This window comes from Polaromonas sp. P1_A2 (genome assembly GCF_056406895.1).
Map to the genome: position 1 here is coordinate 228,271 of NZ_JBFTZI010000001.1, position 24,065 is coordinate 252,335.

The following is a 24,065-nucleotide window of genomic DNA, read 5'->3' on the forward strand; positions in this document are numbered from 1 at the left end:
TTCAGATCCGGCGCGTGCAGTCTTCAGGCCGCACCGCCGCCATGATGGCGTCGACCAGGTGCCGCGAGAACGCCTCCCCCAGCGCGGACAGCGGTGACTTTTCCAGCGAGGCGATACCCAGCTGGTAGGCAATGCGGGGGCGAAACGGGCGGCTGCTGAAATTCATGTCGCGGCAATAGCTGGCCAACAGCGCGTTGACGATGGACACCCCCAGGCCCTGCGCCACGAAAGCGCAGGCCACGCCCACGGAGTGCACTTCGGCGCCTATGCGCGGCATCACACGAGCCTGCCGGAACGCCATGTCGATCTCGTGGCGGATCAGCCGCTGGCGGCCCAGCAGGACCAGCGACACATCGGCCAGGTCCAGCACGCCGACGGTTTCCAGTTTCTCCAAAGGGTGGCCCCGGGGCATGATGCAGACGGCCTCCGCTTCGAGGCAGGCCTTTGCCTGGAGGCCGGCGATTTCCACCGGCAGCCTGACCAGCCCCATATCGGCCTCGCGGCTCAACACGGCCCGTTCGGCGTCCGAATAGGAACCGGACAGCACCTCAAGCACCACGCCCGGATGCAGCCGCACAAAGCTGTCCACCACGGACGGCATGAGCTGCTGGGACAGGGTGCCGGGCACCGCGACCTTCAGCAGCTGGCGATTGAACCCGCCCAGGCGCAGCTGTTCGGTATGGCGGCGAAAGCATTGTGCGGCGTCGACCAGCCCCTGGGTGTCCTGCAGCAGGGCCTGGGCTTCGCGCGTGGGAAGCAGCCGTCCCTTTTCACGCACAAAAAGGCGCAGGCCCAGGTCTTCCTCAAACTGGGCCAGCAGGCGGCTGACTGCCGACTGCGACAAGTCCAGCCGCTGCGCCGCGCCCGTGGTCGAGCCCGAGGCCATGACCGCCTGGAAAACTTCGAGTTGCTTGAAATTCATGTCGCCCGCCGTCCGTTCGTGCTGTCCGGGCCATGCTATTGCAGCTGCGGGCGCACCGCCACTTGTTTGCGAATCGCATAGCCCAATGCGGATTCATCATAGCGTTGCGGGCCCCGAACCCGCGCACCAGAATCCCGTCGCAGCAGCCCTCTGCCATCCATCCAACCAACGACGGGAGACCTTTTTCATGAACCTTCATGCGTGCGCAATCCTTCTCGGCGGCCTCCTGCTCGCCGCGGCCGCTGTGCCGGCGGCCGGCCAGAACGTCATTTATGGGCAGATACGCCTGACGCTCAACAGCACCAAGGCTGCTCCCGCGGGAGAAATGACGGAAATGCGCGACAACGCGTCGCGCCTGGGGATTCGCGGCAGCGAAGACCTGGGCGGGGGCCTGGCGGCCTTGTTCGGGATGGAGATGGGCATCGACGCGGATACCGGGGCCGCCACCGTTCCGGCCTATCGCAACAGCTATGTCGGGCTGCGCGGCGACTGGGGCGCCCTGGCGCTGGGACGCCTGGATTCCGCCAACCCCACCGGCTCGCCCCTTTATTCGCAGGTGACCGCCATCACCAGTTTCGCCGCGAACGATGCCGGCGCCACCGCCATCGGCACGTCCATGCTGAACGCGCGCAACCGCACCTCCAATGCCGTGGGATACGCCAGTCCCACTCTGTCGGGCTTTGACGTCCGGGCCCGTTATTACCTGCGCGGCGCGGTCGCCACGCCCGATGTCGAGGATGGCTCCAAATCGCTGGACCTGGGGCTCAACTACGCCGCCGGGCCGATCAAGGCCGGGATCGGGTTCGGGAAAGACACGCGTCCGTCCGGCTTGCTGGCCAACGAGTTTTCGGGCAAGTGGCAGGCCGGTGTGCGCTACGCCTTCGGCGCGGTGGAGCCCTATGTGCTGGCCGGGCAGGACAAATACCAGAACACCGCGCTCACACGCCGCTATGTGAATTACTGGATCGCGGGCGCCAAATACAGCCAGGGTGCCCATGCCCTCGTGCTGAACCTGTTGCGCAGGGATGTGCAGGCTTCACCGAACGGCATTCGCAGGCGCCAGCAGCTGGCCTACACCTACGCGCTGTCCAAGCGCACCGAACTGCAGGCCTTTTATGACCGCGACGGTGTGGACTCAAGCAAGGCCGGCGCCGCCATCCGCTCGGTGGGCGCCGGCATCCGCCACGATTTTTGATGCCGGGGCTTGATGAGCACCGACATCCCCGACAGCACCATACATCCCTTCTCCCGGAGAATACTTCCATGCGCAGACGCCTCTTCCTGCTGACCGCCGCTTTCTGCACCTTCGCCGGACTGGCCGCGGCCGGTGCCGCCCGGGCCGCCGGCTACCCCGACAAGCCCGTGCGCATCATCATCCCGTTTCCACCGGGGGCCGCGGCGGACAACGCCATGCGTGTGGTCACGCGCAAGCTCTCGGAGTACTGGGGCCAGCCCGTCATTGTCGACAACCGCGCCGGCGTTCCGGGCATGCAGGCCGCAGCGGCGGCGCCTGCCGACGGCTACACCTTGTTGCTGGGCGCCGGCTCCGGCATCGTGACCACGCCGCTCCTGAACAGCAAACTGCCCTACAACCCCTCCCGCGATTTCACACCCGTGGGCAAGGTGCTGACCAACACCCCGGTGCTGACCACCCATCCTTCGGTCGGCGTGAAAACCGTCAAGGAACTCATCGCGCTGGCAAAAAGCAGGCCGGGGCAACTGAATTACAGCTCCAGCGGCACGGGCGGCCCCAACCACCTGGCCATGGAAATGTTCCTGGCGATGACGGGGACCGAGATGGTCCACGTGCCCTACAAAGGCGCTGCGCCTTCCGTCAATGAGCTGGTAGGCGGGCATGTGCAACTGGGCATCAATGCGGTGCCCAGCGTGGCCCACCAGATCAGTGCCGGCAAGCTCACGGCCCTGGCTGTGGCCAGCGCCAGGCGCTCCCCCTTGCTGCCGCGGCTTCCCACCATGGCTGAAGCGGGCGTGCCGGGTTTTGAGTACGACATCTGGTATGGCCTGTTTGCGCCGGCCCGCACGCCGGCCGCGCTGGTGGACAAGGTCAGCGCGGACTTGCAGCGGGCGCTGCGCGACCCCGAGGTGGCCAGGCAACTGGTGGCGCAGGGTAGCGAGCCGGCACCCGGCAGCGTGCAGGACCTGGCCCGTTACATCCGGGAAGACACGGCGCGCTGGACCCAGCTGATCGCCGAGCGCAAGCTCAAGATCGATTGACCGGGAAGGCGCGCTATGAACGATCTGAAGCAAAGGCCGCAAGCGGCCCTGGCGCATGAGGTGGCTGTCCAAAGCGATGTCATGGTAGTGATGCGCGACGGCATACAGCTGGCGACCGACGTGTACCTGCCGGCTTGCGATGGCCGGGCCCTGCCGGGGCCGTTCCCGGTGCTGGTGGAGCGCACGCCCTACGGCAAAACCAACGAAACCGTCCGCGAGCGCACGGCGCGCGATCCGCGCCCCGTCTCCCGCGCCGAGGTGGCGGCGAGGTTCGCGCGCCGCGGCTATGCCGTGGTCTTGCAGGACTGCCGGGGGCGCTTCGCGTCGGAAGGGGTCTTCACCAAATACCTGGGAGAGGCCAACGACGGCCATGACACGCTGGCCTGGGTTGCCGCGCAGCCCTGGTGCAACGGCCGCATCGGCACACTGGGCCTGTCCTATGCGGCGCACACACAGACCGCGCTGGTGAGCCAGCGCCCGGCCGGCCTAGCGGCGATGTTCCTGGAGGCCGGCGGCTTTGCCAACGCCTATCGCGGCGGCATCCGCCACGGCGGCGCCTTTGAACTCAAGCAGGCGACCTGGGCCTATACCAATGCCCAGCGGACCGGCCCCGCGCTGCGCGACCCCGTCATCCGGGCGGCACTGGCTGCCGAGGACATCGCCGCCTGGTTCGCCGCCATGCCCTGGAAGCGCGGGCATTCACCGCTGAAATGGGTGCCCGAATATGAGAACTACCTGTTCGAGCAATGGGAGCACGGCCGCTTCGACGCCTACTGGCGCCAGCCGGAGCTATACGCCGCGGGGCACTACGACAGCTTTGACGGCATCCCCACTCTGCTGATGTGCGGCTGGTGGGACCCCTACGCGCAGACCACCACGGACAACTACCTCGGCATTTCGCGCCGCGCCAAGGGCATGGCGCGCCTGGTGCTCGGGCCGTGGACCCACGGTGAGCGCAGCGTCACCTTCGCCGGGGACGTCGACTTTGGCCCGCAAGCCACGCTCGATGGAAACCTCGCCCGGGACCACCTGGCTTTTCGGCTGGCCTGGTTTGACCGCTGGCTCAAGGGCGATGCGCCGGAGGGCGCCGATCACGTCGCGGATGATCCGGCGGTGCGCTATTTCCGCATGGGCGGTGGCTCGGGGCGCCGCACCGCGAGCGGACGGCTGGACCACGGCGGCCGCTGGTGCACGGCCGGTGATTGGCCGGTTCCCGGCACCGAGTTCCGGCCTTATTACCTGCAGCAAGACGGCAGCTTGCAAGCCCAGCCCCCGCTGCGGGACGCCGCGATGGCGTTTGAGTTCGATCCGGCCTGCCCGGTCCCGACCATAGGCGGCTCCATCACCTCAGGCGAGCCCCTGATGACGGCCGGTGCCTACGACCAGCGCACGCACAGCGGGATTTTCGGCGCGAAGCCGCCTTACCTGCCGCTCGCGGCAAGGCCGGATATTCTGGTGTTTGAGACCCCCGTGCTCGAGGACGACCTCGAAGTGACGGGGCCCGTTGTCATCAGGCTGTGGGTTTCCTCGAGCGCGCCCGATACCGACTTCACCGCCAAGCTGATCGATGTGCACCCGCCCAATGCCGACTACCCGCAGGGTTATGCCATGAACCTCACCGACGGCATCCTGCGCTGCCGTTACCGGCGGTCTTGGGAAAACCCCGAACTGCTGGCGCCCGGTGAGGTGGCCGAGATCACCATCGAGCCCATGCCCACCTCCAACTTGTTCAAAAAAGGGCATCGCATCCGCCTCGACATCTCCAGCAGCAACTTCCCGCGCTTTGATGTGAACCCCAACTCAGGCGAGCCCGAAGGCCAGGCGCAGCACAGGCAGTCAGCCGTCAACCGGGTGCATCTGTCGGCGAAATACCCCTCGCAGCTGCTCCTGCCCATCGTGGCGCAAACCGGCGCCTGAAGGCCCTGAATACCCATGCGCCGATAATCGGTGCATGAGCATTCCTTCCAAGACACCCGCATCCGGCGCGGCAAACACTGATTTCGCGAGCCTTTCGCTGAACCCCGCCATGCTGGCCAACCTGCAGCAGCTGGGCTACCTCAGCATGACACCTATCCAGGCGGCCAGCCTGCCGGTGGCCCTGCTCGGCAAGGACCTGATCGCCCAGGCGAAGACCGGCAGCGGCAAGACCGCCGCTTTTGCGATTCCGCTGCTGGCCAACCTCAATGCGCGCCGCTTCGCGGTGCAGGCCATGGTGCTGTGCCCCACGCGCGAACTGGCCGACCAGGTGGCCACCGAAATCCGCCGCCTGGCGCGCGCCGAAGAAAACACCAAAGTCGTGGTGCTGTGCGGCGGTGTGCCGCTGCGCAACCAGACAGCCAGCCTGGAAAACGGCGCCCACATCGTGGTCGGCACGCCCGGCCGCATCATGGACCACCTGGCGCGCGGCAACCTCACGCTCGAGGCGCTCAACACCCTGGTGCTCGACGAAGCCGACCGCATGCTGGACATGGGTTTCTTTGAGGACATCGTCACCGTCGCCAAACAATGCCCCAAGGAGCGGCAGACCCTGCTGTTCTCGGCCACCTATCCCGAAGGCATCGCCAAGCTCAGCCAGCAGTTCATGAAGGCGCCGCAAACCATCACGGTCCAGGCCCAGCATGAAAAAACCAAGATACAGCAGCGCTGGTACCAGGTGCCCGACAGCGACCATGACGAAGCCCGCCTGGGCGCCGTCGCGCAGGTGCTGCGGCACTTCCGCCCGGCCAGCACGCTGGCCTTTTGCAACACCAAGTCGCAGTGCCGCGCCCTGGTGGCCTATCTGAAAGACCAGGGTTTCAGTGCGCTGGCCCTGTTCGGTGAACTCGAGCAGCGCGAGCGCGACCAGGTGCTGGTGCAGTTCGCCAACCGCAGCTGCTCGGTGCTGGTCGCCACCGACGTCGCCGCGCGCGGCCTGGACATCGCGCAACTCGCGATGGTCATCAACGTCGACGTCACACCCGACGCCGAGGTGCACATCCACCGCATAGGCCGCACCGGCCGCGCCGACGAAGAAGGCTGGGCCATCAGCCTGGCCAGCATGGACGAGATGGGCCACGTCGGAAAAATCGAAGTGCTGCAGAAAGCCGAATCAGAATGGCACAAGCTGGCCGAGCTGACGCCCGCCAGCAATGAGCCGCTGCTGCCGCCCATGGTGACCCTGCAGATCGTCGGTGGCCGAAAAGAAAAAATCCGCGCCGGCGACGTGCTGGGCGCGCTGACCGGCGAGGCCGGCTTCACGCGCGAGCAGGTCGGCAAGATCAACGTCAATGAGTTCTCGACCTATGTCGCGGTGGACCGCCGCATTGCGAATGAAGCGCTGAACAAGCTCTCCACCGGCCGGGTCAAGGGCAAGAGCGTGAAGGTACGCTTGCTGGAAGATTAAGGGCTGCGGCGTTCACCGACTCGCGTGGCACGCCCTTTCTCCTGAGTCCGTTTGAATGCCGGCATCCTGCCGCGCCTCTGATGCGAGCTTTCGCTTCGCCTGATTTTCGCTAACGAAAAATCTCCGAGGGACATCCGCGCCCTCCGTATTCAGTCCTGTTTTTTTTTCACTCGCAAGCATGAGCTGCGCAGGCAGGCGCGCGCCCGTCTGGGTCTGTGTCCACGCCGCAGTTTGTGTCCATTCTCTCTATGAGGGAAGCGTATGCGCGGATGTTTAAACACTATTGGCGTGTTTGGCAGCATGTCTTTACAGTCCAGCGACTGATGGATTGCAAAGAAAGATGGCGCTGCCGGCTTCGTTGGCGTAGGGCAGGGCACCGGTGGCGTCGCTCAAAAACTCGACGTGCAGGCCGCGGTGCGTGGCTTCAAAGATGGTCGAGGCGTCGCAGTTGTGCGTCATGTAGCCGACCACGGTCAGGGTGTCTATGCCGTGTTGTTCCAGCCAGGCGGCAAAGTCGGTGCCGGTGTAGACGCTGGGCCAGGCTTTTTCGATGTAGTGGTCGCGCGGGCGGCTGGCCACGGCTTCGTGCAGTGCCCAGGTGGCGGAGCCCTTGGCGAAGACCGGCGCGGCGGCGGACTCGCTGTGCTGCACCACGACGACCGGAATGCCGGCCGCGCGGGCGGCGTCCATGGCGCGGCCTATGTTGGGTAATGTCTGGGCCACGGGCGGGTACTCGATCAGCAGGCCGCCGTTGAAGTACTCCATTTGCACGTCAATGACAACGAGGGCGCGGCGTGGGGCTTTGGGGGTGTTGCTTGCGGTCATGAAAAGTTTCCTGTGTTGAAAGCGGTGGTTGATGGAGGGATTGTTGGCCGGCGCCCGATTTGCTGACAGTGGCCCAAATGCCAATACTCGATAGAATCGGGCCATGTCACCACGCACCCTGAAACCACGCCAAAAAGCCGCCAAACCTGCCAGGCCCGCAAAACAGGACGGCAGTGTGGCCGTGGTCGCGTTCGACGGCATCAGCCTTTTTCATCTGTCGGTGCCCTGCATGGTGTTCGGCAACGATTTTTCGGGGGCCGACCTGCCGCGCTTCAAGCTGGTGGTCTGCGCTGAAGAGCCGGGCACCCTGAGCACCACCTCGGGCTTCGGCATCAGCGTGCAAAAAGGCCTGGCTGCGCTCGCGAAGGCGCAGACCATCGTGGTGCCCTCCTGGCGCGACCCGATGGAGCGCCCGCCCGAGGCCTTGCTCAAGGCTTTGCAGGCCGCGCACCAACGCGGCGCGCGCATTGTGGGCCTGTGCCTGGGCGCGTTTGTGCTGGCCGAGGCCGGCCTGCTCGATGGCCGGCCGGCGACCACGCACTGGGCGCTGGCTGGTGAATTTGCCGCGCGCTATCCGCAGGTGCGGCTGCAGCCCGATGTGCTGTATGTGGACGACGGTGACGTGCTGACCTCGGCCGGCACGGCGGCGGGCATAGACTGCTGCCTGCATGTGTTGCGCCTGGACTATGGCGCCGAGGTGGCGAACCGCGTGGCGCGCCGCATGGTGGTGGCGCCGCAGCGCCAGGGCGGGCAGGCGCAGTATGTGGAGCAGCCCTTGCCGGCCACGGGCGCGGGCCATCGGCTGTCGGCCATCCTGGCCTGGGTGCAGAAAAACCTGGACCAGCCGCACAGCCTGGATGCCCTGGCGTCGCGTGCGCTGATGAGCCGGCGCAGCTTCACGCGGCATTTCCGGCAGGTCACGGGCACCACGGTGGGCCAGTGGCTCACCAGCCAGCGCCTGGGCCTGGCGCAGCGCCGGCTTGAATCGACGGACCGCTCCATGGAGCAGATCGCGCTCGATGCGGGTTTTGGCTCGGCGGTGTCGCTGCGCCAGCATTTCGCGGCAACGCTGGGGACTTCGCCCTCGGCCTACCGGCGCGAGTTTCGCTCCGCCTGATGTGTTGTAGGCGCGGGCGACGCCGCGGTGTCGGCCTTGGCGGCCAGGGTTTCCCGGCAAATATCGCCAGGCGCGAATAGCGGCCTTTTTTGCGCGCCTAATGGGTAGCGATGGTGGCGGGTTCCCGTTGCTGCGCAACTACCGGCTCCTTTTGCGGAGCCAATCTCCAAGGCACAAGACACCCTATGGTCAGGCTTGAATTTTCCGCCGTGCTGGATTACGAGGTGATGGCACCCGGCTGCGATTTCATCTTCAACATCCAGGCCGCCTACACACCGCGGCAGCTGGTGATGCATGAATCGCTGGGCCTGAGCCAGCCGGTGGCCACCAGCAGCTATACCGACCCCGCCACGCAAAGCCGCTTTCTGCGCCTGCACGCCGAACCCGGCCACTTCACGCTGAGCTATACGGCGGTGGTGGACTTGGTTCACTACGAGGCGCAGCCGGGCTCGCTGCCCGAGCTGAGCCCGCTGGCCCTGCCCGGCGAGGTGCTGCCTTATCTGTATCCCAGCCGCTATTGCCAGTCGGACCGCCTGCTGACCCTGGCCAACAGCCAGTTCGGCCACCTGCCGCTGGGCTACGGCCGGGCGCGGGCGATCTGCGACTGGGTGCAGCAGCATGTGAGTTTCCAGGGCAATACCAGCAACAGCACGACCTCGGCCATAGACACCCTGATAGAGCGGGTGGGCGTGTGCCGCGACTTCGCGCATTTGATGATCGCGCTGTGCCGCGCGGCCAGCCTGCCGGCGCGCATGGCCAGCGGCATGGACTACGGGGCCGACCCCGCGCTGGGCCCGCCGGATTTCCATGCCTATGTGGAGGTCTACCTGGGCGACCGCTGGTACCTCTTCGATCCCTCGGGCACGGCGATTCCCATGGGTTTTGTGCGCTTTGCCACGGGGCGTGACGCGGCCGACATTGCCTTTGCCACGATTTTCGGCAGCGTGCGCGCGGCGCAGCCGCAGGTCCGCATCGAGGCCGTGCCCAACAGCCTGGGCCAGCTGGTGCTGCCCCAGCATGTGAACTACGCGCTGTCGACCGACGGGCCCTGATCGCCTGAAGCGGGCTGCCCAATTAAAAAAGCGCGCAGGCATTGCGCGCTTTTGTGGGTGGGTCGTGTGCCGCTCAGGTGTGCTGCGATGCCGCCTTGGCGGCGTTGCGGCGGCGTTCCAGAAAGGCCTGCAGCTCGCCGATCACGCCCTTGCGGAAGGCCAGCACGCAGATCACAAAGATCACGCCGATGATGACGGTGACCCAGGAGCCGACCTTGTCGGCCAGCAGGTTTTGCAGCGCGATCACGATGCCCGAGCCCATGACCGGGCCGAAGAAGGTGCCGACACCGCCCAGCAGCGTCATCAGGATGACCTCGCCCGACATGGACCAGTGCACGTCGGACAGCGTGGCAAAACCCATGACCAGGGTTTTCATCGAGCCGGCCAAACCGGCCAGCGCGGCCGACAGCACAAAGGCCAGCAGCTTGTAGCGGTCCACGTTGTAGCCCAGCGAGATGGCGCGTGGCTCGTTCTCGCGGATCATCTTGAGCACCTGGCCGAAAGGCGAATGCACGATGCGCGAGATGAACAGAAAGCATGCCACAAAAATCGCCACCACCACGTAATAGAGGTTGATGTCGGATTCGAGCGGCAACAGGCCGAAGAGCTTGCCGCGCGGCACGCCCTGCAGGCCGTCTTCGCCGCCGGTAAAACTCGCCTGCAGGCAGACGAAATAAACCATCTGCGCAATCGCCAGCGTGATCATCGCGAAATAAATGCCCTGGCGGCGTATCGCCACCAGGCCGACCAGCAGGCCTATCAGCCCGGCCGCCACCGCGCCGGCCAGCAGGGCCAGCTCGGGCGTCCAGTTTTGCGACTTGATGAACCAGCCGGTGACATAAGCGGCCGAACCGAAGAAGGCCGCATGGCCGAAAGACAGCAGGCCGGTAAAACCCAGCAGCAGGTTGAAGGCGCAGGCGAACAGCGCGAAGCACAGCAGCTTCATCACAAACACCGGATACAGGCCCAGGGAAGGCGCGGCCAGTGCAAGCGCCAGCAGGACGAGGTAGGTGATGCGCAGCATGTTGGTGGCTTTGGTGGAGAGGGCGCTCATGCTCAGACTTCTTTCCCGAAGAGGCCGGCGGGCCGGAACATCAGCACGATGACCATGATGACGAACACCACGATGTTGGAGGCTTCGGGGTAAAACACGCGGGTCAGTCCTTCGACAATGCCCAGGCCCAAGCCGGTGATGACCGAGCCCAGTATGGAGCCCATGCCGCCAATCACGACGACGGCGAAGACCACGATGATCAGGTTGGAGCCCATCAGCGGGTTGACCTGGATGATGGGCGCGGCCAGCACGCCGGCCAGGGCCGCCAGCCCGGCGCCCGCGCCGTAGGTCAGCATCACCATCATGGGCACGTTGACGCCGAAGGCCTGCACCAGCGGTGCGTTTTCGGTGCCGGCGCGCAGGTAGGCGCCCAGCCGGGTGCGCTCGATCAGGAACCAGGTGCCCAGGCAGACCACCAGCGAGACCGCCACCACCCAGGCGCGGTAAATCGGCAGGCGCATAAAGCCCAGGTCCATCGCGCCGGCCAGCAGGTCGGGCACGTTGTAGTTCTGGCCCGAGACGCCGTAGATTTCACGGAACACGCCTTCAAACACCAGGGCCAGGCCGAAGGTCAGCAGCAGGCCGTAGAGCGGGTCCAGCTTGTACAGATGTTTGAGGAAAAGCCGTTCGATAACCACGCCGAGGATGCCGACCACCAGCGGCGCCAGCACCAGCGCGAACCAGTAATTCATGCCGAACTGGTCCAGCATGATCCAGGCGGCGAAGGCGCCCAGCATGTAAAGCGCGCCGTGCGCGAAGTTGACGATGCCCAGCAGCCCGAAAATCACCGCGAGCCCCAGGCTCAGCATGGCGTAGAAGGCGCCATTGACCAGGCCCAGCATCAGCTGGCCCATAAATGCTTGCAGGGGAATACCGAAAATTTCCATGGGAACCTGTCAGGACACCGATTGCCGTTAGTCGTGGCGAAAGCCGTAGGGGCTTTGAAGGAAGCAGCCGGTCATTTCTGCGAAATGACCGGCTGGACCAAACCCCTCGTTCTTCTCCGTTTTCTCTTTTCTTGTCAGTTCAAGGCTTGCGCCATTACTTCTTCACGGCCGCGCACTTGGATTCGGCCACCGTGGTGAAGGCCTGCTCGCCCGGCACCTTGGCCACGGTCTTGTAGTAGTCCCAGGGCGTGGTGGACTCCTTGGAGCCCTTGACCTGGAACAAATACATGTCGTGGATCATGCGGCCGTCGGCGCGGATCTGGCCCTTGTTGTAGAAGTCATCGATCTTCATGCCCTTGAGCGTGCTCATGACCTTGTCGGAGTCGGTGGTGCCGGCGGCCTGCACGGCCTTCAGGTAGCTCATGGTGGCCGAGTAGTCGGCGGCCTGCAGGCTCGAAGGCATGCGTTTGTATTTGTCGAAGAAGCGCTTGGCGAACTTGCGCGAGGCGTCGTCCTGGTTCCAGTACCAGCTGTCGGCCAGCTGCAGGCCTTCGGTGTTGGCCAGGCCCAGGGAGTGCACGTCGTTGATGAACACCAGCAGGCCGGCCACCTTCATGGTCTTGCCGATGCCGAATTCCTTGGCGGCCTTCATGGCGTTGGTGAAGTCACCGCCGGCATTGGCCAGGGCCAGGATCTGCGCCTTGGAAGACTGCGCCTGCAGCAGGAAGGACGAAAAGTCGGAAGCGTTCAGCGGGTGGCGCACGGTGCCGGCGACGGTGCCGCCGTTGGCCTTGACCACATTGGAGGCGTCGCCTTCGAGCGAGTAGCCGAAGGCATAGTCGGCGGTCAGGAAGTACCAGCTCTTGTTGCCGGCCTTGACCAGGGCGGAGCCGGCCACCTTGGCCAGCGAGACCGTGTCGTAGGCGTAGTGGACGGTGTAGGGCGAGCAGTCCTCATTGGTCAGGCGGGCCGAGCCGGCGCCGATGACGAGGAAGGGCTTTTTCTTTTCGGTGGTGACCTTGGACATGGCCAGCGCCGTGCCGGAATTGGTGCCGCCTATCAGCATCTGCAGGCCGTCCTTGTCTATCCACTCACGTGCCTTGGACGAGGCGACGTCGGCCTTGTTCTGGTGGTCGGCGCTCAGCACCTCGATGGGGCGGTTCAGCACCTTGCCGCCGAAATCCTGCGCTGCCCACCTGAGCATTTCGGCGCCGGCGGGGCCGTCGATGTCGGCGTACAGGCTGGACATGTCGGTGATGATGCCGATCTTGATCGGGCCGGTGTTTTGCGCAAAGGCGGCGCCGGTCAGGCCCAGGGCGAGCGCGGCAGCAAGTGTTTTGAGTTTCATGGTGTCTCCTGTGATGGATGGGGTGAACGGGGGATCGAAAGGATTTAACAAGGGCAGGCGCGGCGGCCTCAGACGCCGAGGTATTCCTGCAGCATGCCCATGTTGCCGGCCAGCTCGGCCTGGGCGAACTGCTTGACGATGCGGCCGTGCTCCATGACGTAGAAGCGGTCGGCCAGGGGCGCGGCGAAACGGAAGTTCTGCTCCACCAGCACGATGGTGTAGCCCTTGGCCTTGAGCGTGAGGATCATCTCGGCGAGTTTTTGCACGATGACGGGCGCCAGGCCTTCGGAGATTTCATCAAGCAGCAGGAGGCGCGCGCCGGTGCGCAGGATGCGCGCGACGGCCAGCATCTGCTGCTCACCGCCCGACAGCCGCGTGCCGGGGCTGCCCGCGCGCTCCTTGAGGTTGGGGAACATCGTGTAGATCTCATCCAGGCTCATGCCGCCCGGGCCTATGGTGGGCGGCAGCATCAGGTTTTCCTCGGCCGTGAGGCTGGCAAAAATGCCGCGCTCTTCGGGGCAGTAGCCCACGCCCAGCCGGGCCACCTTGTGCGGCGCGAGCTTGATGGCTTCCTCGCCGTTGATCCTGATGGAACCCTTGCGCGCGCCGGTCATGCCGACGATGGCTCGCATGGTGGTGGTGCGCCCGGCGCCGTTGCGGCCCAGCAGGGTCACCACTTCGCCTTCGTTGACTGTGAGGTTCACGCCGTGCAGGATGTGCGATTCGCCGTACCAGGCGTGCAGGTCTTCTATCTTGAGGAGCTCTTTGGTCATCTAGTGGGCTCCCTGCAGTTCGGTGTTCGCCGTGCCCATATAGGCTTCGATCACCAGCGGGTTTTTGGCCACTTCGGCATAGGGGCCGTCGGCGATGATGGCGCCGCGCTGCAGCACGGTGATGCGGTCGGCAATCGACGACACCACGTTCATGTTGTGCTCCACCATCAGGATGGTGCGGCCGGCCGAGACTTTTTTGATCAGCTGCGTCACGCGGTCCACGTCTTCGTGGCCCATGCCCTGGGTGGGTTCGTCCAGCAGCATCAGCTCGGGCTCCAGCGCCAGCGTGGTGGCGAGTTCCAGCGCGCGCTTGCGGCCATAGGGCAGGTTCACGGTCAGCTCGTCGGCGAAAGCGCTGAGGTCGACCTCGGCCAGCAGCTCGCGGGCGCGGCCGTGCAGGTGGAACAAGCTGTCCTCGGCTTTCCAGAAATGGAAGGAGGTACCCAGGTTGCGCTGCAGCGCCGCGCGCACGTTTTCCAGCACCGTCATGTGCGGGAACACGGCCGAGATCTGGAAAGAGCGCACGATGCCGCGCCGCGCGGTCTGCGCGGGCTGCTCGAAGGTGATGTCGCTGCCGTTGTAGACGATGCTGCCGCGCGTGGGCGTCAGGAATTTGGTGAGCAGGTTGAAGAAGGTGGTCTTGCCGGCGCCGTTGGGCCCGATCAGCGCGTGGATATGCCCGCGCTGGACCTTGAGGTCCACGTTGTTGACGGCCACGAATCCCTTGAATTCCTTGGTCAGCCCTCGTGTTTCGAGAATGAACTCCACGGACAAATCGCTCTCCGGCAGGTAAGGGGTTGGACATCACGGGGCGCCAGGGCGGCCGCGGCGGGTATGCAGCCGCGGGCATAGGCCCGTGAAACACAGCTGGTCATCCTAGCCACCCACCTCCGCAGGCGGTACCCGGTCAGACCCTTAGGTAGTTTTGCGTGATCTAAAGCCCCCACGCTCCCCACTTCGTGTGGTTCGCTGCCCCCCGAGGGGGCGCTGCGCCTGCGGCCCGGCAAAGCCGGTTCCGCGGCCCCTGCTTGAGGAAGAGTGCCGCATCCCGGTAAAAACCGTTGCCTGCCACTGGCCTTTTGCGTTTTTTATTGCTCGCGGTTTCGGTTGGGGTTTCCTTCGCCGCGCGCCTGGCGGGTGGGTTTGTCGGCGGTGGCCTCCCTGGCCTGGGCGGCTTCGCGCTGCGCCTGTTGCTGTTGCAATTGCTGTTGCCGCCGCTGTTGCTGTTCCTGGGCTTGAGCCTGCGCTTGGGCCTGGTGCTGGCGTTGCTGCTCCTGCTGGGCGCGCAGCTGTTGTTGCTGTTGCTGCTGTTGTTGCTGCCGTTGCGCGGCCTGCTGCTGGCGCGCGTTTTCCTGGTCGCGCTGGGCCTGTTCGCGCAGGGCGCGCTGGCCTATGGCTTCTTCACCCGAGCGGCGCTGCTGTTCCAGCTGGGGGGCTTGCAGCTTTTCCCTTTGTTCCCGCTGTTCTCTCTGCTGCCGCTGCTGTTCGCGCTGGGCTTGCTGCTGGCTGCGCTGGGCCTGTTCGGCGGCATGGCGCTCGGCCTCGGCGCGGGCTTGCGCGCCGGCATTGGCTGCCTGGGCGCGTTCCTGCGCCTCGTTGCGGGCCCGCGCGTCGCGCTGGGCCTGCTCGCGCAGTGCGCGCTGGCCTATGGGCTCTTCACCCGAGCGGCGCTGCTGCTCCAGCTGGGGGGCCTGCAGCTGTTCCTTCTGCTCTCGTTGCTGGCGTTGCAGTTCGCGCTGCGCGTGCTGGCTGGCTTCGGGGGGGCTGCGTTCCGGTGCGGGTGCAGGACGTGCGGCTCCCGCGGTGACTGGCGCGGCGGGGCCGGCGCGCCGCTCATCGCGGTTGTTGTCATCGCGGCGGCCGTCCCGGCCATCACGGCGCTCATCACGCCTGTCGTCGCGGCTGCTGACCACGGGCACGGGCCGTGCGGCCACTGCCGGTGGCGGCACGGCGGCTGCAGGGCGCTGCCGTTCACGAAGCTCCGCGGGGTTGGGGCGTTGCGGCAGCGCGCCGCGGTCCGCCACGAGTTGCGCGCGGCCCAGGTCGGCACGGCTCAGCGCCTGCTGCACGCGTACCGGCCGGCCGCGCTCGAAGTCTTCGCGGCTGACAGCCGTCACGGCGGCGGGCTGGCGCTGGTAGCGGTACACATTGGTGACGTTGTTGGTCACGTTGACGGTCTTGTTGACCACGATGTTGTTGTTCACCTGCGTGACGTAGCGTGGGCTCACGCGGTAGGCCGGGCGGAAGGCCTCGCCGGGCGCCAGCGGGAACCAGCCCACGCCGGGGCGCGGCGCGCCGCCTACTGAGATGTTCCAGCTCACGCCACCGCTGCTGCCGCCCACAAAAGCGACCAGCGCAGGCGCGTATACCGGGCGCGGCGCGAGACGCCCCGGCACCCAGGCCCAGCGCGGGCCTATCTGCGCCCAGCGGCCATAGTGAAAGGGCGCGAAGCCCCAGGGCGCGTCGTCCACCCAGGTCCAACCCCAGGGCGAGACCCAGGCCCAGTGGCCCATGCGGTAGGGCGCCCAGTTGACGGGCACGGCGCGCGGTATCCAGATGGCGCCATAGCTCGGGTCCTGGCTCCAGCTGCCGTAGCTGTCGAGCTGCTGGTAGCCCACGGTTTCGCGCGGCACATAACGCGCGGACACCGACTGGTCCTCGAGCCGGTCGCGGTTCGCGGCCCATTGGTCGAAGTCATCCTGGCGCGAGGCGCCCGGCCCGGCCGGCACCAGCTGCGTGCCGCTGAAGTTGGCCTGCTGGCCGGCACCCAGGTTGACCGAGGCCGAGTTGTCGCCGTAAATCACGCCGCCGCCCGTTTGCGCGATGACGCGCGTGGTGTTGCCGGCCGGGTCCACGTCGAGGCGGTAGTCGCCGGGCTGCGAGACCACAAAAGCCAGGTTGGGTGTGTCGATTTCCAGGCGCTGGCCGTCAAACAGCTGGCGCACGCGCAGCTTGAGCGTGCCCTGGGCCAGGCGCAGCTGGGTGGTGTTGTCGTCCAGCGCGAGCAGGTCCAGGCTGGTCTGGTGGTTCATGCGCACGGCGGTGGAGCCGGCATGGAGTTCGGCGCGGGCCTGCGGGCCCGTCCACAGCCTGTCGCCGGCGGTCAGCGGGCGGTTCAGCGCGGCGGGTGTCCAGGCATCGCTGGCGTCGGCGGGCGCAAAACTCACGGCGCCTTCGGCCAGGTTGAGCCGGGCCACGCGGCCGGGCGGGTCCAGCGCATCGGCCTGCGGCGCGGGCTGCTGGGCCCAGGCCACGGGCTGCAGCAGCGCCAGCACAAAGGCAACCGCCAGCAGCACGAGGTACCAGTAGAGGTCGGAAAAGCGAAAGCCCCGGAAATCATGGCCGGTGTCGTCGCGCAATGGTTCGATGTCGGTGCGGGTCATGGTGCACGCTCTCTTCCTGTCGTTGCGGGCTCATCGCGGATGAGGCCGATGGATAGTCCGTATGGAGGCTGTGGCCCTATGAGGACCACCATACCCATGACAACGCGCCTGAAGATGGATGGAGTGCTAACAGGCGGTAAAGATTGCGCCATTCGCGGGGGCGATGAAACAGGATGTAAGGCACGGGCACCGAAACGATGTGCGACGATGTCGCCCATGCAAGATTTCTGGCCTTCCAGCGGCTTCAAACAATTGCGCCGCAGCCCGCGCGGCTGGCTGCAGCCCACCGACGACTACCTGCGGCTGTTCCTCGCGCGGCCCGAACTGGCCCTGGTGCCGGAGTCCTGCGAAGCCGAGCGTGCCCTGCATGCCGCGCTGGCGGCTGCGCCTTCAAAGCCGGTGGCGCCAGCCGAACTGCAAGCGCTGGAGGACGCCGACGCGCGGGACAACTATGCGCATTTCCTGCGCTTTCGCGACGGCCTGCTGGCCGCGGGCACGCTGGAGGCCTACTACCTGGGCCTGTTTCCGCGCGACGGCACGGGCCGCGTGGACGTTCCGCCGCTCTTTATCGACCTGATGGTGCAGGCCATGCTGCGCAGCCTGCTGGACGATTGCACCGATGCCTATGAAGTGCGCGCGGCCGAAATGCTGTTTCGCCCGCAGCGCATCAGCACCGAAGGCGGGCGGGTGCTCAGCGGCGACCTGGCGGTGCTGGACATGCTCCATGACACCGGCGGCGTGGGTGACTTCGGCCGCTTCCTGGCCGAGGCCGGCGCGCCTGTGCCCGCCATTGAACTGCGGGTGCTGGCTGAGGACAATGCGGCCGCCTATTGGCAAGAGACCGAAGGGGCGGGCGGCCACCGTTTTCTGCTGGACCTCACGCATGAGCTCAACAATGAGCTGGGCCACGGCCTGGTGCTGACCGTGGTGCGCGCGCACTCGGGCCTGAAAGCGCTGGCCGCCGTGCTGCAGAAATGGATTGCCCATTTGCTGGGCGTGGCCGTCTCCATTCGGCCAGTGCAAAAGGTGGACGATGAAGCCTGGCGCTGGCATGTGGGCCTGGACGCCGGGGCCACAGCGCTGCTCAATGATTTGTATGAAGGCCGCGAGGTGGAGCCGGCGCGCCTGCAGCGGCTGGTCAGCCTGTTCCGGCTGGAGTTTGCCGACCCGCGCGAGATGCGCGCCGACGTGGCGGGCAAGCCGGTCTACCTGGGAATGACGATGGACGCCGGCGGCGTGCTCAGGCTCAAGCCGCAAAACCTGCTGGTCAACCTGCCGCTGCCGGACGCGGCCTCCTGATCGCGTGCTGGGGTAAGAGCCGTTCAGAAAATCCAGCGAAGCGGTCCTGGCTAGGCGCGTCGCCGCAGACAGTGCACCAGCACGGCAAGGCGGCGCAACAACGCCAGGAGGGTTTTGTGAACGGCTCTCAGTCGCTGCCCTCCACCTCCACCACCAATACGCGGGCCTCACCGACCGGCGAGGCGACATGCTCGGTGCCGGCGCTCGCGAAAAAGATGTCGCCGGTTTCCAGCATCACCGAGCATTGGCCGCAGTTGTCGCGGTAGCGCATCTCGACGCGGCCGTCGAGCACGGCAAACACTTCCTCGCCTTCGTTGATGTGCCACTTGTAGGGCTTGTCGGTCCAGTGCAGCCGGGTGGTGATGCCCTGCATATTGGCCACCGTCATCGCGCCCCAGGCGCGTGTCGCGGTGAAATCCTTGCTTCGAATGATCTTCATGTGGGTCTCCAACAGGTGAGCGCGTGGCGCAATGAAAGCCACGCCATGCTACGTCGCGGGGCCGCCGCAAACATGAATTCTTCGGTGTGGATTGATTCCGTATCCGCATCACTGACATGAGCGGCCGAGGGCTAAGATGACCGCATGAAAACCGTATTGCTGCCCGGTGGCGAAGCCGTTCCCGCCCTCGGCATGGGCACCTGGAACATGGGCGATGCGCGCTCGCGGCGCGCTGATGAACTTGCGACCTTGCGGCTGGGCCTGGACCTGGGCTGCACGCTGGTCGATACTGCGGAAATGTATGGCGAAGGCCTGTCCGAGGAACTGGTCGGCGAAGCGCTGCAAGGCCGGCGCGATGAGGCCTTTGTCGTGAGCAAGGTCTATCCGCACAATGCGTCGAAGGCCGGCATGGTGGCGGCCTGCGAGCGCAGCCTGCGCCGCTTGCGCACCGACCGCCTTGACCTCTATTTGTTGCATTGGCGCGGTTCGGTGCCGCTGGCCGAAACCCTGCAGGCTTTCATGGCGCTGCAAAAGGCCGGCAAGATCAGGCACTACGGCATCAGCAACCTGGATATCGCGGATATGAAGGAGCTGTGGGCTTTGCCGGGTGGGCAGGGCGTGCAGGCCAACCAGCTGCTCTACAACCTCACGCGGCGCGGCATCGAGTGGGACTTGCTGCCTTGGCTGCGCGAGCGCCGCGTGCCGGTAATGGCCTATTCACCGATTGAGCAGGCGCGCCTCTTGCGCCATGCGGGCCTGGCCCGCTTCGCCAAAAACCACGGCATGACGCCTTCCCAGGCTGCGCTGGCCTGGCTGCTGGCGCAGCAAGGCGTGATCGCGATCCCCAAGACCAGCCACCCGGATCGCTTGCGTGAGAACGTCGCGGCGGCCGGCATTGAGCTCAGTGCCGGTCAGCTGGCTGAACTGGACGCGCTGTTCCTGCCGCCGACAAAACCGGTTCCGCTGGAGATGATCTAGCCCAGTGCGCTGCGCCGCTTGATCGGCTCGTCTTACGCCTTCAACCGGCGCGACGGGTCGGTCTGGTGCAGGTATACCGCGAAGGTGTCCCATGGGATGCTGATTGCGAGCCGCGACATGATGCGTCCGATCTCGCCGCGATGGTAGCCACCATGGATGACAAGGTGGGTCAGAATTTCCTCGCGCGACATGCACCCTTGGTCCCCGTCGGTGAACACAAAGGGCACGGATTCGGACAACAGTTCAGGCGTGGCGGTTTCCAGGTAGTTCAGGTACCAGCGGTCGGAAGCCGTCAGCGCCTGGCGCAGGTCTTCGAGTGTGGGTGTGTCCGGCGTGTTGTCTGCGGCAAAGTTGTGCGGAGCACCGACGAGATGCGCCGCGAATATCCGGTCAACGATGTAGTTGTGGTTGAGCAGCCGCAGGGCGGCCTGCTGGTCTTCGGCATGCAGCTTGGCATCGAAGCCCTTCATCTTGTCCAGGAACTCGGCATTGGCCCAGGCGCGGTAGCTAAAAAGGGTCCGCAGCAATGCGATAGCGCTCATGTTGAAGGTGTCCTTTGTCGTTCGAGAAATGTGAGTACCATGTACACATATTCATGGGAATGGGGTCACGTGTCTACTCGCATTTCAGCGGCACGGTCATCGATGCGCAAAGAGCCGCGCCAAGCGCGTTCCCGGGCTACGGTGGAGGTCATCGTTCGGGCCGGGGCTCGCGTTCTGGCCGACCGGGGCTGGGCCGGCTTCACGACGAATGAGGTTGCCGAAGTCGCCGGCGTCAGCATTGGCTCCATTTACCAATATTTCCCCGACAAACTGGTGTTGGTAGATGCCATCCGGCGCCATCACCTGGACGACGTGCTGGGGGTGCTGCGAAAGGCCGGGCAGGGCGTGTCGCTGGACCAGCTGATTGATGATCTTGTTGACGGCATGGTTGCGGCGCACAGTCTTCATCCGGCGCTCCATCGGGTGTTGCTGGACGAGGTGCCCGGCGACGCCGGAGGAGCCGCGCATCGCGCGTTCGAGTCCGAGTACCTGGAGCGCTATCGAGCGATTGTTGCCATGTCCGGCCGCGGGGAGGGCTTGGTGACCGAGGTCATGGTGCAGGTGCTTTCCTCGGCGGTGGAAGGCGTGATCCACAACGCTGCCCGCAGGGGGGCATTGAAATCACCGGAGCTGAAGCGCGAAATCGTGGCCATGATTCGCTCATACCTGATCCCGCAAGGTCATGTGACATAGGCCGCTGTTGCACTGGAAACGGCGAATTGCCACGGGCCCATCGCCGGCCGCGAGGCCGGCCCCCGCGGATCACGGCCCATCCAGGCCTTGTATAGACAGGTCGGCGAATAAAATCGAGGGTCAAAAACCGGCTGCACGCGGGGCGCCCATCATTGGCCTTATGCTTGCAAGCCCCATCTGGAGACCTTCCCCCATGCTTCGCAAAATCCTGTCCTTTCTTGCCCTCGCGTTCGTGCTCTGTGCCGCGCAGGCCCAGAGTTATCCCACCAAGCCCATCCGCCTGATCGTGCCTTTCCCGCCCGGCGGCGGCACCGACATCCTGTCGCGCCTGGTGGCCACCAAACTCACGGAGGCCAGCAAGTGGACGGTGATTCCCGACAACCGCGGCGGCGCGGGCGGCACCATAGGCATTGCCGAAGCCGTGCGCGCCGCGCCCACGGGCTACGACATGGTCATGGGCCAGAAGGACAACCTGGTCGTCGCGCCCTGGCTCTACAAAAACCTGAGCTACGACCCGACCAAGGACCTCGTGGCCGTGGCCCACGTGGCCTACACGCCGGTGGTCATCGTCACGGGCGTGCAGTCGCGCTTCAAGACCCTGGCCGACGTGGTGGCTGCCGCCAAGGCCGCGCCCGACAGCGTCACCTACGGCTCGCCCGGCAACGGCACCACCATCCACCTGGCCGGCGAAATTTTCAACAGCGCCGCCAACATCAAGCTGCGCCACGTGCCCTACAAGGGCTCCAACCCGGCCATGATGGACGTGCTGGCCGGCAATGTGGACCTGATGGTGTCCTCGCTGCCCTCGGCCATCGCCCAGATCAAGTCGGGCAAGCTGCGCCCGCTGGCCGTCACCTCGGCGCGCCGCAGCACCTCGCTGCCCGAGGTGCCCACCGTGGCCGAGCTGGGCTACAAGGACTTTGACGTCAGCACCTGGTACGGCCTCTTCATGCCGGCCGGCACGCCCAAGGACATCGTGGCCACCGTCAATGCCGAGGTCAACAAGCTGCTGGCCACGGCCGACATGAAGGCCGCCATCCACGCCCAGGGCGCCGAGGTGCAGAACATGACGCCCGAGCAGTTCTCCAGCCTGCTCAAGACCGACTATGTGAAATGGAAGAGCATCGTGCAGGCTTCCGGCGCGACCATCGAATAAGCGCTTTTTTCAAGGCTTGCTTCCTGCATAAGGCGGCGTCCATCAGGGCGCCGCTTTTTTTTCGGGCAGGCCCCAATCGCTACGTGAAAACCCTAGGAGGCGAAAGCCAAGGCGCATGACATGATCTAGTCATCTATAGGACTAGATCAATCATGAGCGCACCTCTCCTGACCGTGGTGCCCGCCGAGCCGGGCCAAAGCCGCTATGCCGCGCTGGCCGCCGCCTTGCGAGCGCGCGTGGTGGCGGGCGAATGGCCGCCGGGCAGCGCGCTGCCGGCCGAGCAGACCCTGGCCGCCGAGCACGGCGTGGCGCTGGGCACACTGCGCCGCGCGCTGGAACTGCTGGCCGGCCAGGGCCTGATTGAACGCATCCACGGCCGCGGCACTTTTGTGCGCGCCGGCTTGACGGGCGGCACCATGATGCGTTTCTTTCGCTTCGGCGAGGGCACGGGCGAGGTGCCGGTCTCGCGCATCGTGTCGCGCCAGCTGCTGCTCGCGCCCGCCGAGGTGGCGCGCCGCCTGGGCCTGGCGCGCGGCGACACCGCGCTGCGCCTGCAGCGTGTGCGTTCGCTGTCGGGCCAGCCCTGTGTTTATGAGGAAATCTGGCTGCCGCTGGCTTTGTTCGCCGGGCTCGCCGAGGGCGATACCGCCGCCTGGGGCGATTTGCTCTACCCGATGTTCGCCGAGCGCTGCGGCGTGCACGTGGCCCGTGCGGTCGATGAAATTGCCTTCGGCGTGCTGACCGCGGCGCAGGCCAGGCACCTGGCCCTGTCGGCCGGCCACCCCTGCGCGCTGGTCACGCGCAGCGCCTACGACCTGGCCGGCCGCTGCGTGGAAGTGCGCCACACGCGCGGCGATGCCCATGCCTTTCACTACACCGTCACCATCACCTGAACACCTGCTTGCACGTCCTTGCACGTCCCTGAACCATCCCTGAAACCGGAGAAACCATGCCAGCCAAACCCCATCACCCCGCAACCGCGGCCTGGCCGCTGAACCGCTCGCGCCGCCTCATGCTGCAGGCCACCGGCGCGGCCGTCGCCGCACCCTGGGCTTTTGCCGCCAGCGCGGCCGGCCAGATCGCCGGCGGCAAGCCGATCACGCTGGTCGTGTCTTATGCCGCGGGCGGCGGCGCCGACCTGATGGCGCGCCTGATCGCGCCGCGCCTGGCGGAGTTCCTGGGCCAGCCCGTGCTGGTGGACAACAAACCCGGCGCCGGCGGCCAGATCGCCGCCACCCAGGTGGCGCGCGCCACGCCCGACGGCACGCAACTGCTGGTCGATGCCTCGTCCTTCGCGGTCAATCCCGCGCTGTATCCCAAGCTGCCTTACGACGTCGACACGGCCTTCGCGCCGCTGGCCGTGCTGGCGCAGTTTCCCAATGTGCTGGTCTGCACGCCCGGCTTTGAAGCCAAAAGCGTCAAGGACCTGATACGCCTGGCCAAGGCCAAACCCGGGCAGATCGCCTATGCCTCCTCGGGCAACGGCTCGGCCCAGCATTTGGCCGGCGCGCTGTTCGAGGACCTGGCCGGCGTCAAGCTGGTGCACGTGCCGTACCGCGGCGGCGGCCCGGCCATGAACGACGTGATGGCCGGCCAGGTGCCGCTGTTCTTCGCCAACGTGGCCTCGTCGCTGGGGCAAATCCAGTCGGGCCGGCTGCGCCCGCTGGCCGTGACCAGCCGGCGCCGCACGCGCTCGCTGCCCGACATGCCGACCATGGAAGAAGCCGGCGTGCCGGCCTACGAGGTGCTTGAATGGAACCCGGTGCTGGCGCCCGCCGGCATAGACGCCAAGTCCAAGGCCGCGCTGGTCGCGGCCATCCGCAAGACCATGGCCGACCCCGAGGTGCTGGGCCGCATCCGCAGCCTGAGCGGTGAGGTCTTCCCCGACGGCCCCGAAGCGCTGACCGTGGCCTTTCTCAAGGCCCAGCAGCTCAAATGGGGCCGCATCATCAAAGACCGCAAGATCACCGCTGGATAAAA

Annotated in this window: 21 protein-coding genes and 1 pseudogene; 12 read left to right on the forward strand and 10 right to left on the reverse strand. The window is 66.0% G+C overall.

Features of this window, described 5'->3' with window-relative positions:
• Nucleotide 1: 1 nt before the first annotated feature.
• A complete protein-coding gene (locus tag AC1D09_RS01130) occupies nucleotides 2-922 on the reverse strand; it encodes a LysR family transcriptional regulator (protein WP_477661593.1) in 921 nt (306 codons plus the stop codon).
• Nucleotides 923-1,109: 187 nt separating this feature from the next.
• Here AC1D09_RS01130 and AC1D09_RS01135 point away from each other — a divergent pair, with 187 nt between their 5' ends.
• The 4 genes from AC1D09_RS01135 to dbpA all read left to right on the forward strand — a co-directional run bounded on the left by AC1D09_RS01135 (nucleotide 1,110) and on the right by dbpA (nucleotide 6,539).
• Entirely contained in the window at nucleotides 1,110-2,117 is a 1,008-nt protein-coding gene (locus AC1D09_RS01135) for a porin (protein ID WP_477661594.1), read from the forward strand.
• Between the two features lie 68 nt (nucleotides 2,118-2,185).
• Nucleotides 2,186-3,157: a Bug family tripartite tricarboxylate transporter substrate binding protein gene (locus AC1D09_RS01140; RefSeq protein WP_477661595.1), complete on the forward strand. Its 972-nt coding sequence runs from the start codon at nucleotides 2,186-2,188 to the stop codon at nucleotides 3,155-3,157.
• Nucleotides 3,158-3,172: 15 nt separating this feature from the next.
• Nucleotides 3,173-5,074, forward strand: a complete 1,902-nt coding sequence (locus AC1D09_RS01145; RefSeq protein ID WP_477661596.1) for a CocE/NonD family hydrolase — start codon at nucleotides 3,173-3,175, stop codon at nucleotides 5,072-5,074.
• Between the two features lie 34 nt (nucleotides 5,075-5,108).
• Nucleotides 5,109-6,539, forward strand: coding sequence for an ATP-dependent RNA helicase DbpA (gene dbpA, locus AC1D09_RS01150; RefSeq protein ID WP_477661597.1), 1,431 nt, complete (start codon nucleotides 5,109-5,111; stop codon nucleotides 6,537-6,539).
• Nucleotides 6,540-6,881: 342 nt separating this feature from the next.
• On the opposite strand, the pseudogene AC1D09_RS01155 reads toward dbpA, so the two are convergent.
• A pseudogene (locus tag AC1D09_RS01155) lies at nucleotides 6,882-7,364 on the reverse strand (cysteine hydrolase family protein); the annotation flags it as partial.
• A gap of 103 nt (nucleotides 7,365-7,467) precedes the next feature.
• Here AC1D09_RS01155 and AC1D09_RS01160 point away from each other — a divergent pair.
• Nucleotides 7,468-8,481 carry a GlxA family transcriptional regulator gene (locus AC1D09_RS01160; RefSeq protein WP_477661598.1) on the forward strand — a complete coding sequence of 338 codons (1,014 nt, stop codon included), beginning with the start codon at nucleotides 7,468-7,470 and terminating at the stop codon, nucleotides 8,479-8,481.
• A 185-nt stretch (nucleotides 8,482-8,666) separates the two neighbouring features.
• Nucleotides 8,667-9,533 carry a transglutaminase-like domain-containing protein gene (locus AC1D09_RS01165; RefSeq protein ID WP_477661599.1) on the forward strand — a complete coding sequence of 289 codons (867 nt, stop codon included), beginning with the start codon at nucleotides 8,667-8,669 and terminating at the stop codon, nucleotides 9,531-9,533.
• Nucleotides 9,534-9,606: 73 nt separating this feature from the next.
• On the opposite strand, the gene AC1D09_RS01170 is transcribed toward AC1D09_RS01165, so the two are convergent.
• From AC1D09_RS01170 to AC1D09_RS01195, 6 genes are all read right to left on the reverse strand, one after another.
• A complete protein-coding gene (locus AC1D09_RS01170; protein WP_477661600.1) occupies nucleotides 9,607-10,587 on the reverse strand; it encodes a branched-chain amino acid ABC transporter permease in 981 nt (326 codons plus the stop codon).
• A 2-nt stretch (nucleotides 10,588-10,589) separates the two neighbouring features.
• Nucleotides 10,590-11,474, reverse strand: coding sequence for a branched-chain amino acid ABC transporter permease (locus AC1D09_RS01175; RefSeq protein ID WP_477661601.1), 885 nt, complete (start codon nucleotides 11,472-11,474; stop codon nucleotides 10,590-10,592).
• Between the two features lie 154 nt (nucleotides 11,475-11,628).
• Complete coding sequence (locus AC1D09_RS01180; protein WP_477661602.1) at nucleotides 11,629-12,822, reverse strand: ABC transporter substrate-binding protein; 1,194 nt, start codon at nucleotides 12,820-12,822, stop codon at nucleotides 11,629-11,631.
• Nucleotides 12,823-12,890: 68 nt separating this feature from the next.
• Nucleotides 12,891-13,595 carry an ABC transporter ATP-binding protein gene (locus AC1D09_RS01185; RefSeq protein ID WP_477661603.1) on the reverse strand — a complete coding sequence of 235 codons (705 nt, stop codon included), beginning with the start codon at nucleotides 13,593-13,595 and terminating at the stop codon, nucleotides 12,891-12,893.
• Nucleotides 13,596-14,369, reverse strand: coding sequence for an ABC transporter ATP-binding protein (locus AC1D09_RS01190; RefSeq protein ID WP_074575888.1), 774 nt, complete (start codon nucleotides 14,367-14,369; stop codon nucleotides 13,596-13,598).
• A gap of 314 nt (nucleotides 14,370-14,683) precedes the next feature.
• On the reverse strand, nucleotides 14,684-16,978 hold the full coding sequence (locus tag AC1D09_RS01195; protein WP_477661604.1) for a DUF6600 domain-containing protein: 2,295 nt from the start codon (nucleotides 16,976-16,978) through the stop codon (nucleotides 14,684-14,686).
• Between the two features lie 216 nt (nucleotides 16,979-17,194).
• On the opposite strand from AC1D09_RS01195, the gene AC1D09_RS01200 reads away from it, so the two are divergent.
• Nucleotides 17,195-18,277, forward strand: a complete 1,083-nt coding sequence (locus tag AC1D09_RS01200) for a DUF6352 family protein (protein WP_477661605.1) — start codon at nucleotides 17,195-17,197, stop codon at nucleotides 18,275-18,277.
• A gap of 127 nt (nucleotides 18,278-18,404) precedes the next feature.
• On the opposite strand, the gene AC1D09_RS01205 is transcribed toward AC1D09_RS01200, so the two are convergent.
• Nucleotides 18,405-18,716 carry a cupin domain-containing protein gene (locus tag AC1D09_RS01205; RefSeq protein ID WP_074575890.1) on the reverse strand — a complete coding sequence of 104 codons (312 nt, stop codon included), beginning with the start codon at nucleotides 18,714-18,716 and terminating at the stop codon, nucleotides 18,405-18,407.
• 144 nt (nucleotides 18,717-18,860) lie between these two features.
• On the opposite strand from AC1D09_RS01205, the gene AC1D09_RS01210 reads away from it, so the two are divergent.
• Nucleotides 18,861-19,694: an aldo/keto reductase gene (locus tag AC1D09_RS01210; RefSeq protein ID WP_477661606.1), complete on the forward strand. Its 834-nt coding sequence runs from the start codon at nucleotides 18,861-18,863 to the stop codon at nucleotides 19,692-19,694.
• A 32-nt stretch (nucleotides 19,695-19,726) separates the two neighbouring features.
• Here the strand turns inward: AC1D09_RS01210 and AC1D09_RS01215 are convergent, their stop codons facing one another.
• Nucleotides 19,727-20,236 carry a DinB family protein gene (locus AC1D09_RS01215; protein WP_477661607.1) on the reverse strand — a complete coding sequence of 170 codons (510 nt, stop codon included), beginning with the start codon at nucleotides 20,234-20,236 and terminating at the stop codon, nucleotides 19,727-19,729.
• A 102-nt stretch (nucleotides 20,237-20,338) separates the two neighbouring features.
• Between AC1D09_RS01215 and AC1D09_RS01220 the strand changes: the two genes are divergently transcribed.
• The 4 genes from AC1D09_RS01220 to AC1D09_RS01235 all read left to right on the forward strand — a co-directional run bounded on the left by AC1D09_RS01220 (nucleotide 20,339) and on the right by AC1D09_RS01235 (nucleotide 24,063).
• A complete protein-coding gene (locus tag AC1D09_RS01220; RefSeq protein WP_477661608.1) occupies nucleotides 20,339-20,929 on the forward strand; it encodes a TetR/AcrR family transcriptional regulator in 591 nt (196 codons plus the stop codon).
• Nucleotides 20,930-21,122: 193 nt separating this feature from the next.
• On the forward strand, nucleotides 21,123-22,085 hold the full coding sequence (locus tag AC1D09_RS01225; RefSeq protein WP_477661609.1) for a Bug family tripartite tricarboxylate transporter substrate binding protein: 963 nt from the start codon (nucleotides 21,123-21,125) through the stop codon (nucleotides 22,083-22,085).
• A gap of 152 nt (nucleotides 22,086-22,237) precedes the next feature.
• Nucleotides 22,238-22,978: a GntR family transcriptional regulator gene (locus AC1D09_RS01230; RefSeq protein WP_477661610.1), complete on the forward strand. Its 741-nt coding sequence runs from the start codon at nucleotides 22,238-22,240 to the stop codon at nucleotides 22,976-22,978.
• Between the two features lie 56 nt (nucleotides 22,979-23,034).
• Complete coding sequence (locus tag AC1D09_RS01235; RefSeq protein WP_477661611.1) at nucleotides 23,035-24,063, forward strand: tripartite tricarboxylate transporter substrate binding protein; 1,029 nt, start codon at nucleotides 23,035-23,037, stop codon at nucleotides 24,061-24,063.
• Nucleotides 24,064-24,065: the final 2 nt, after the last annotated feature.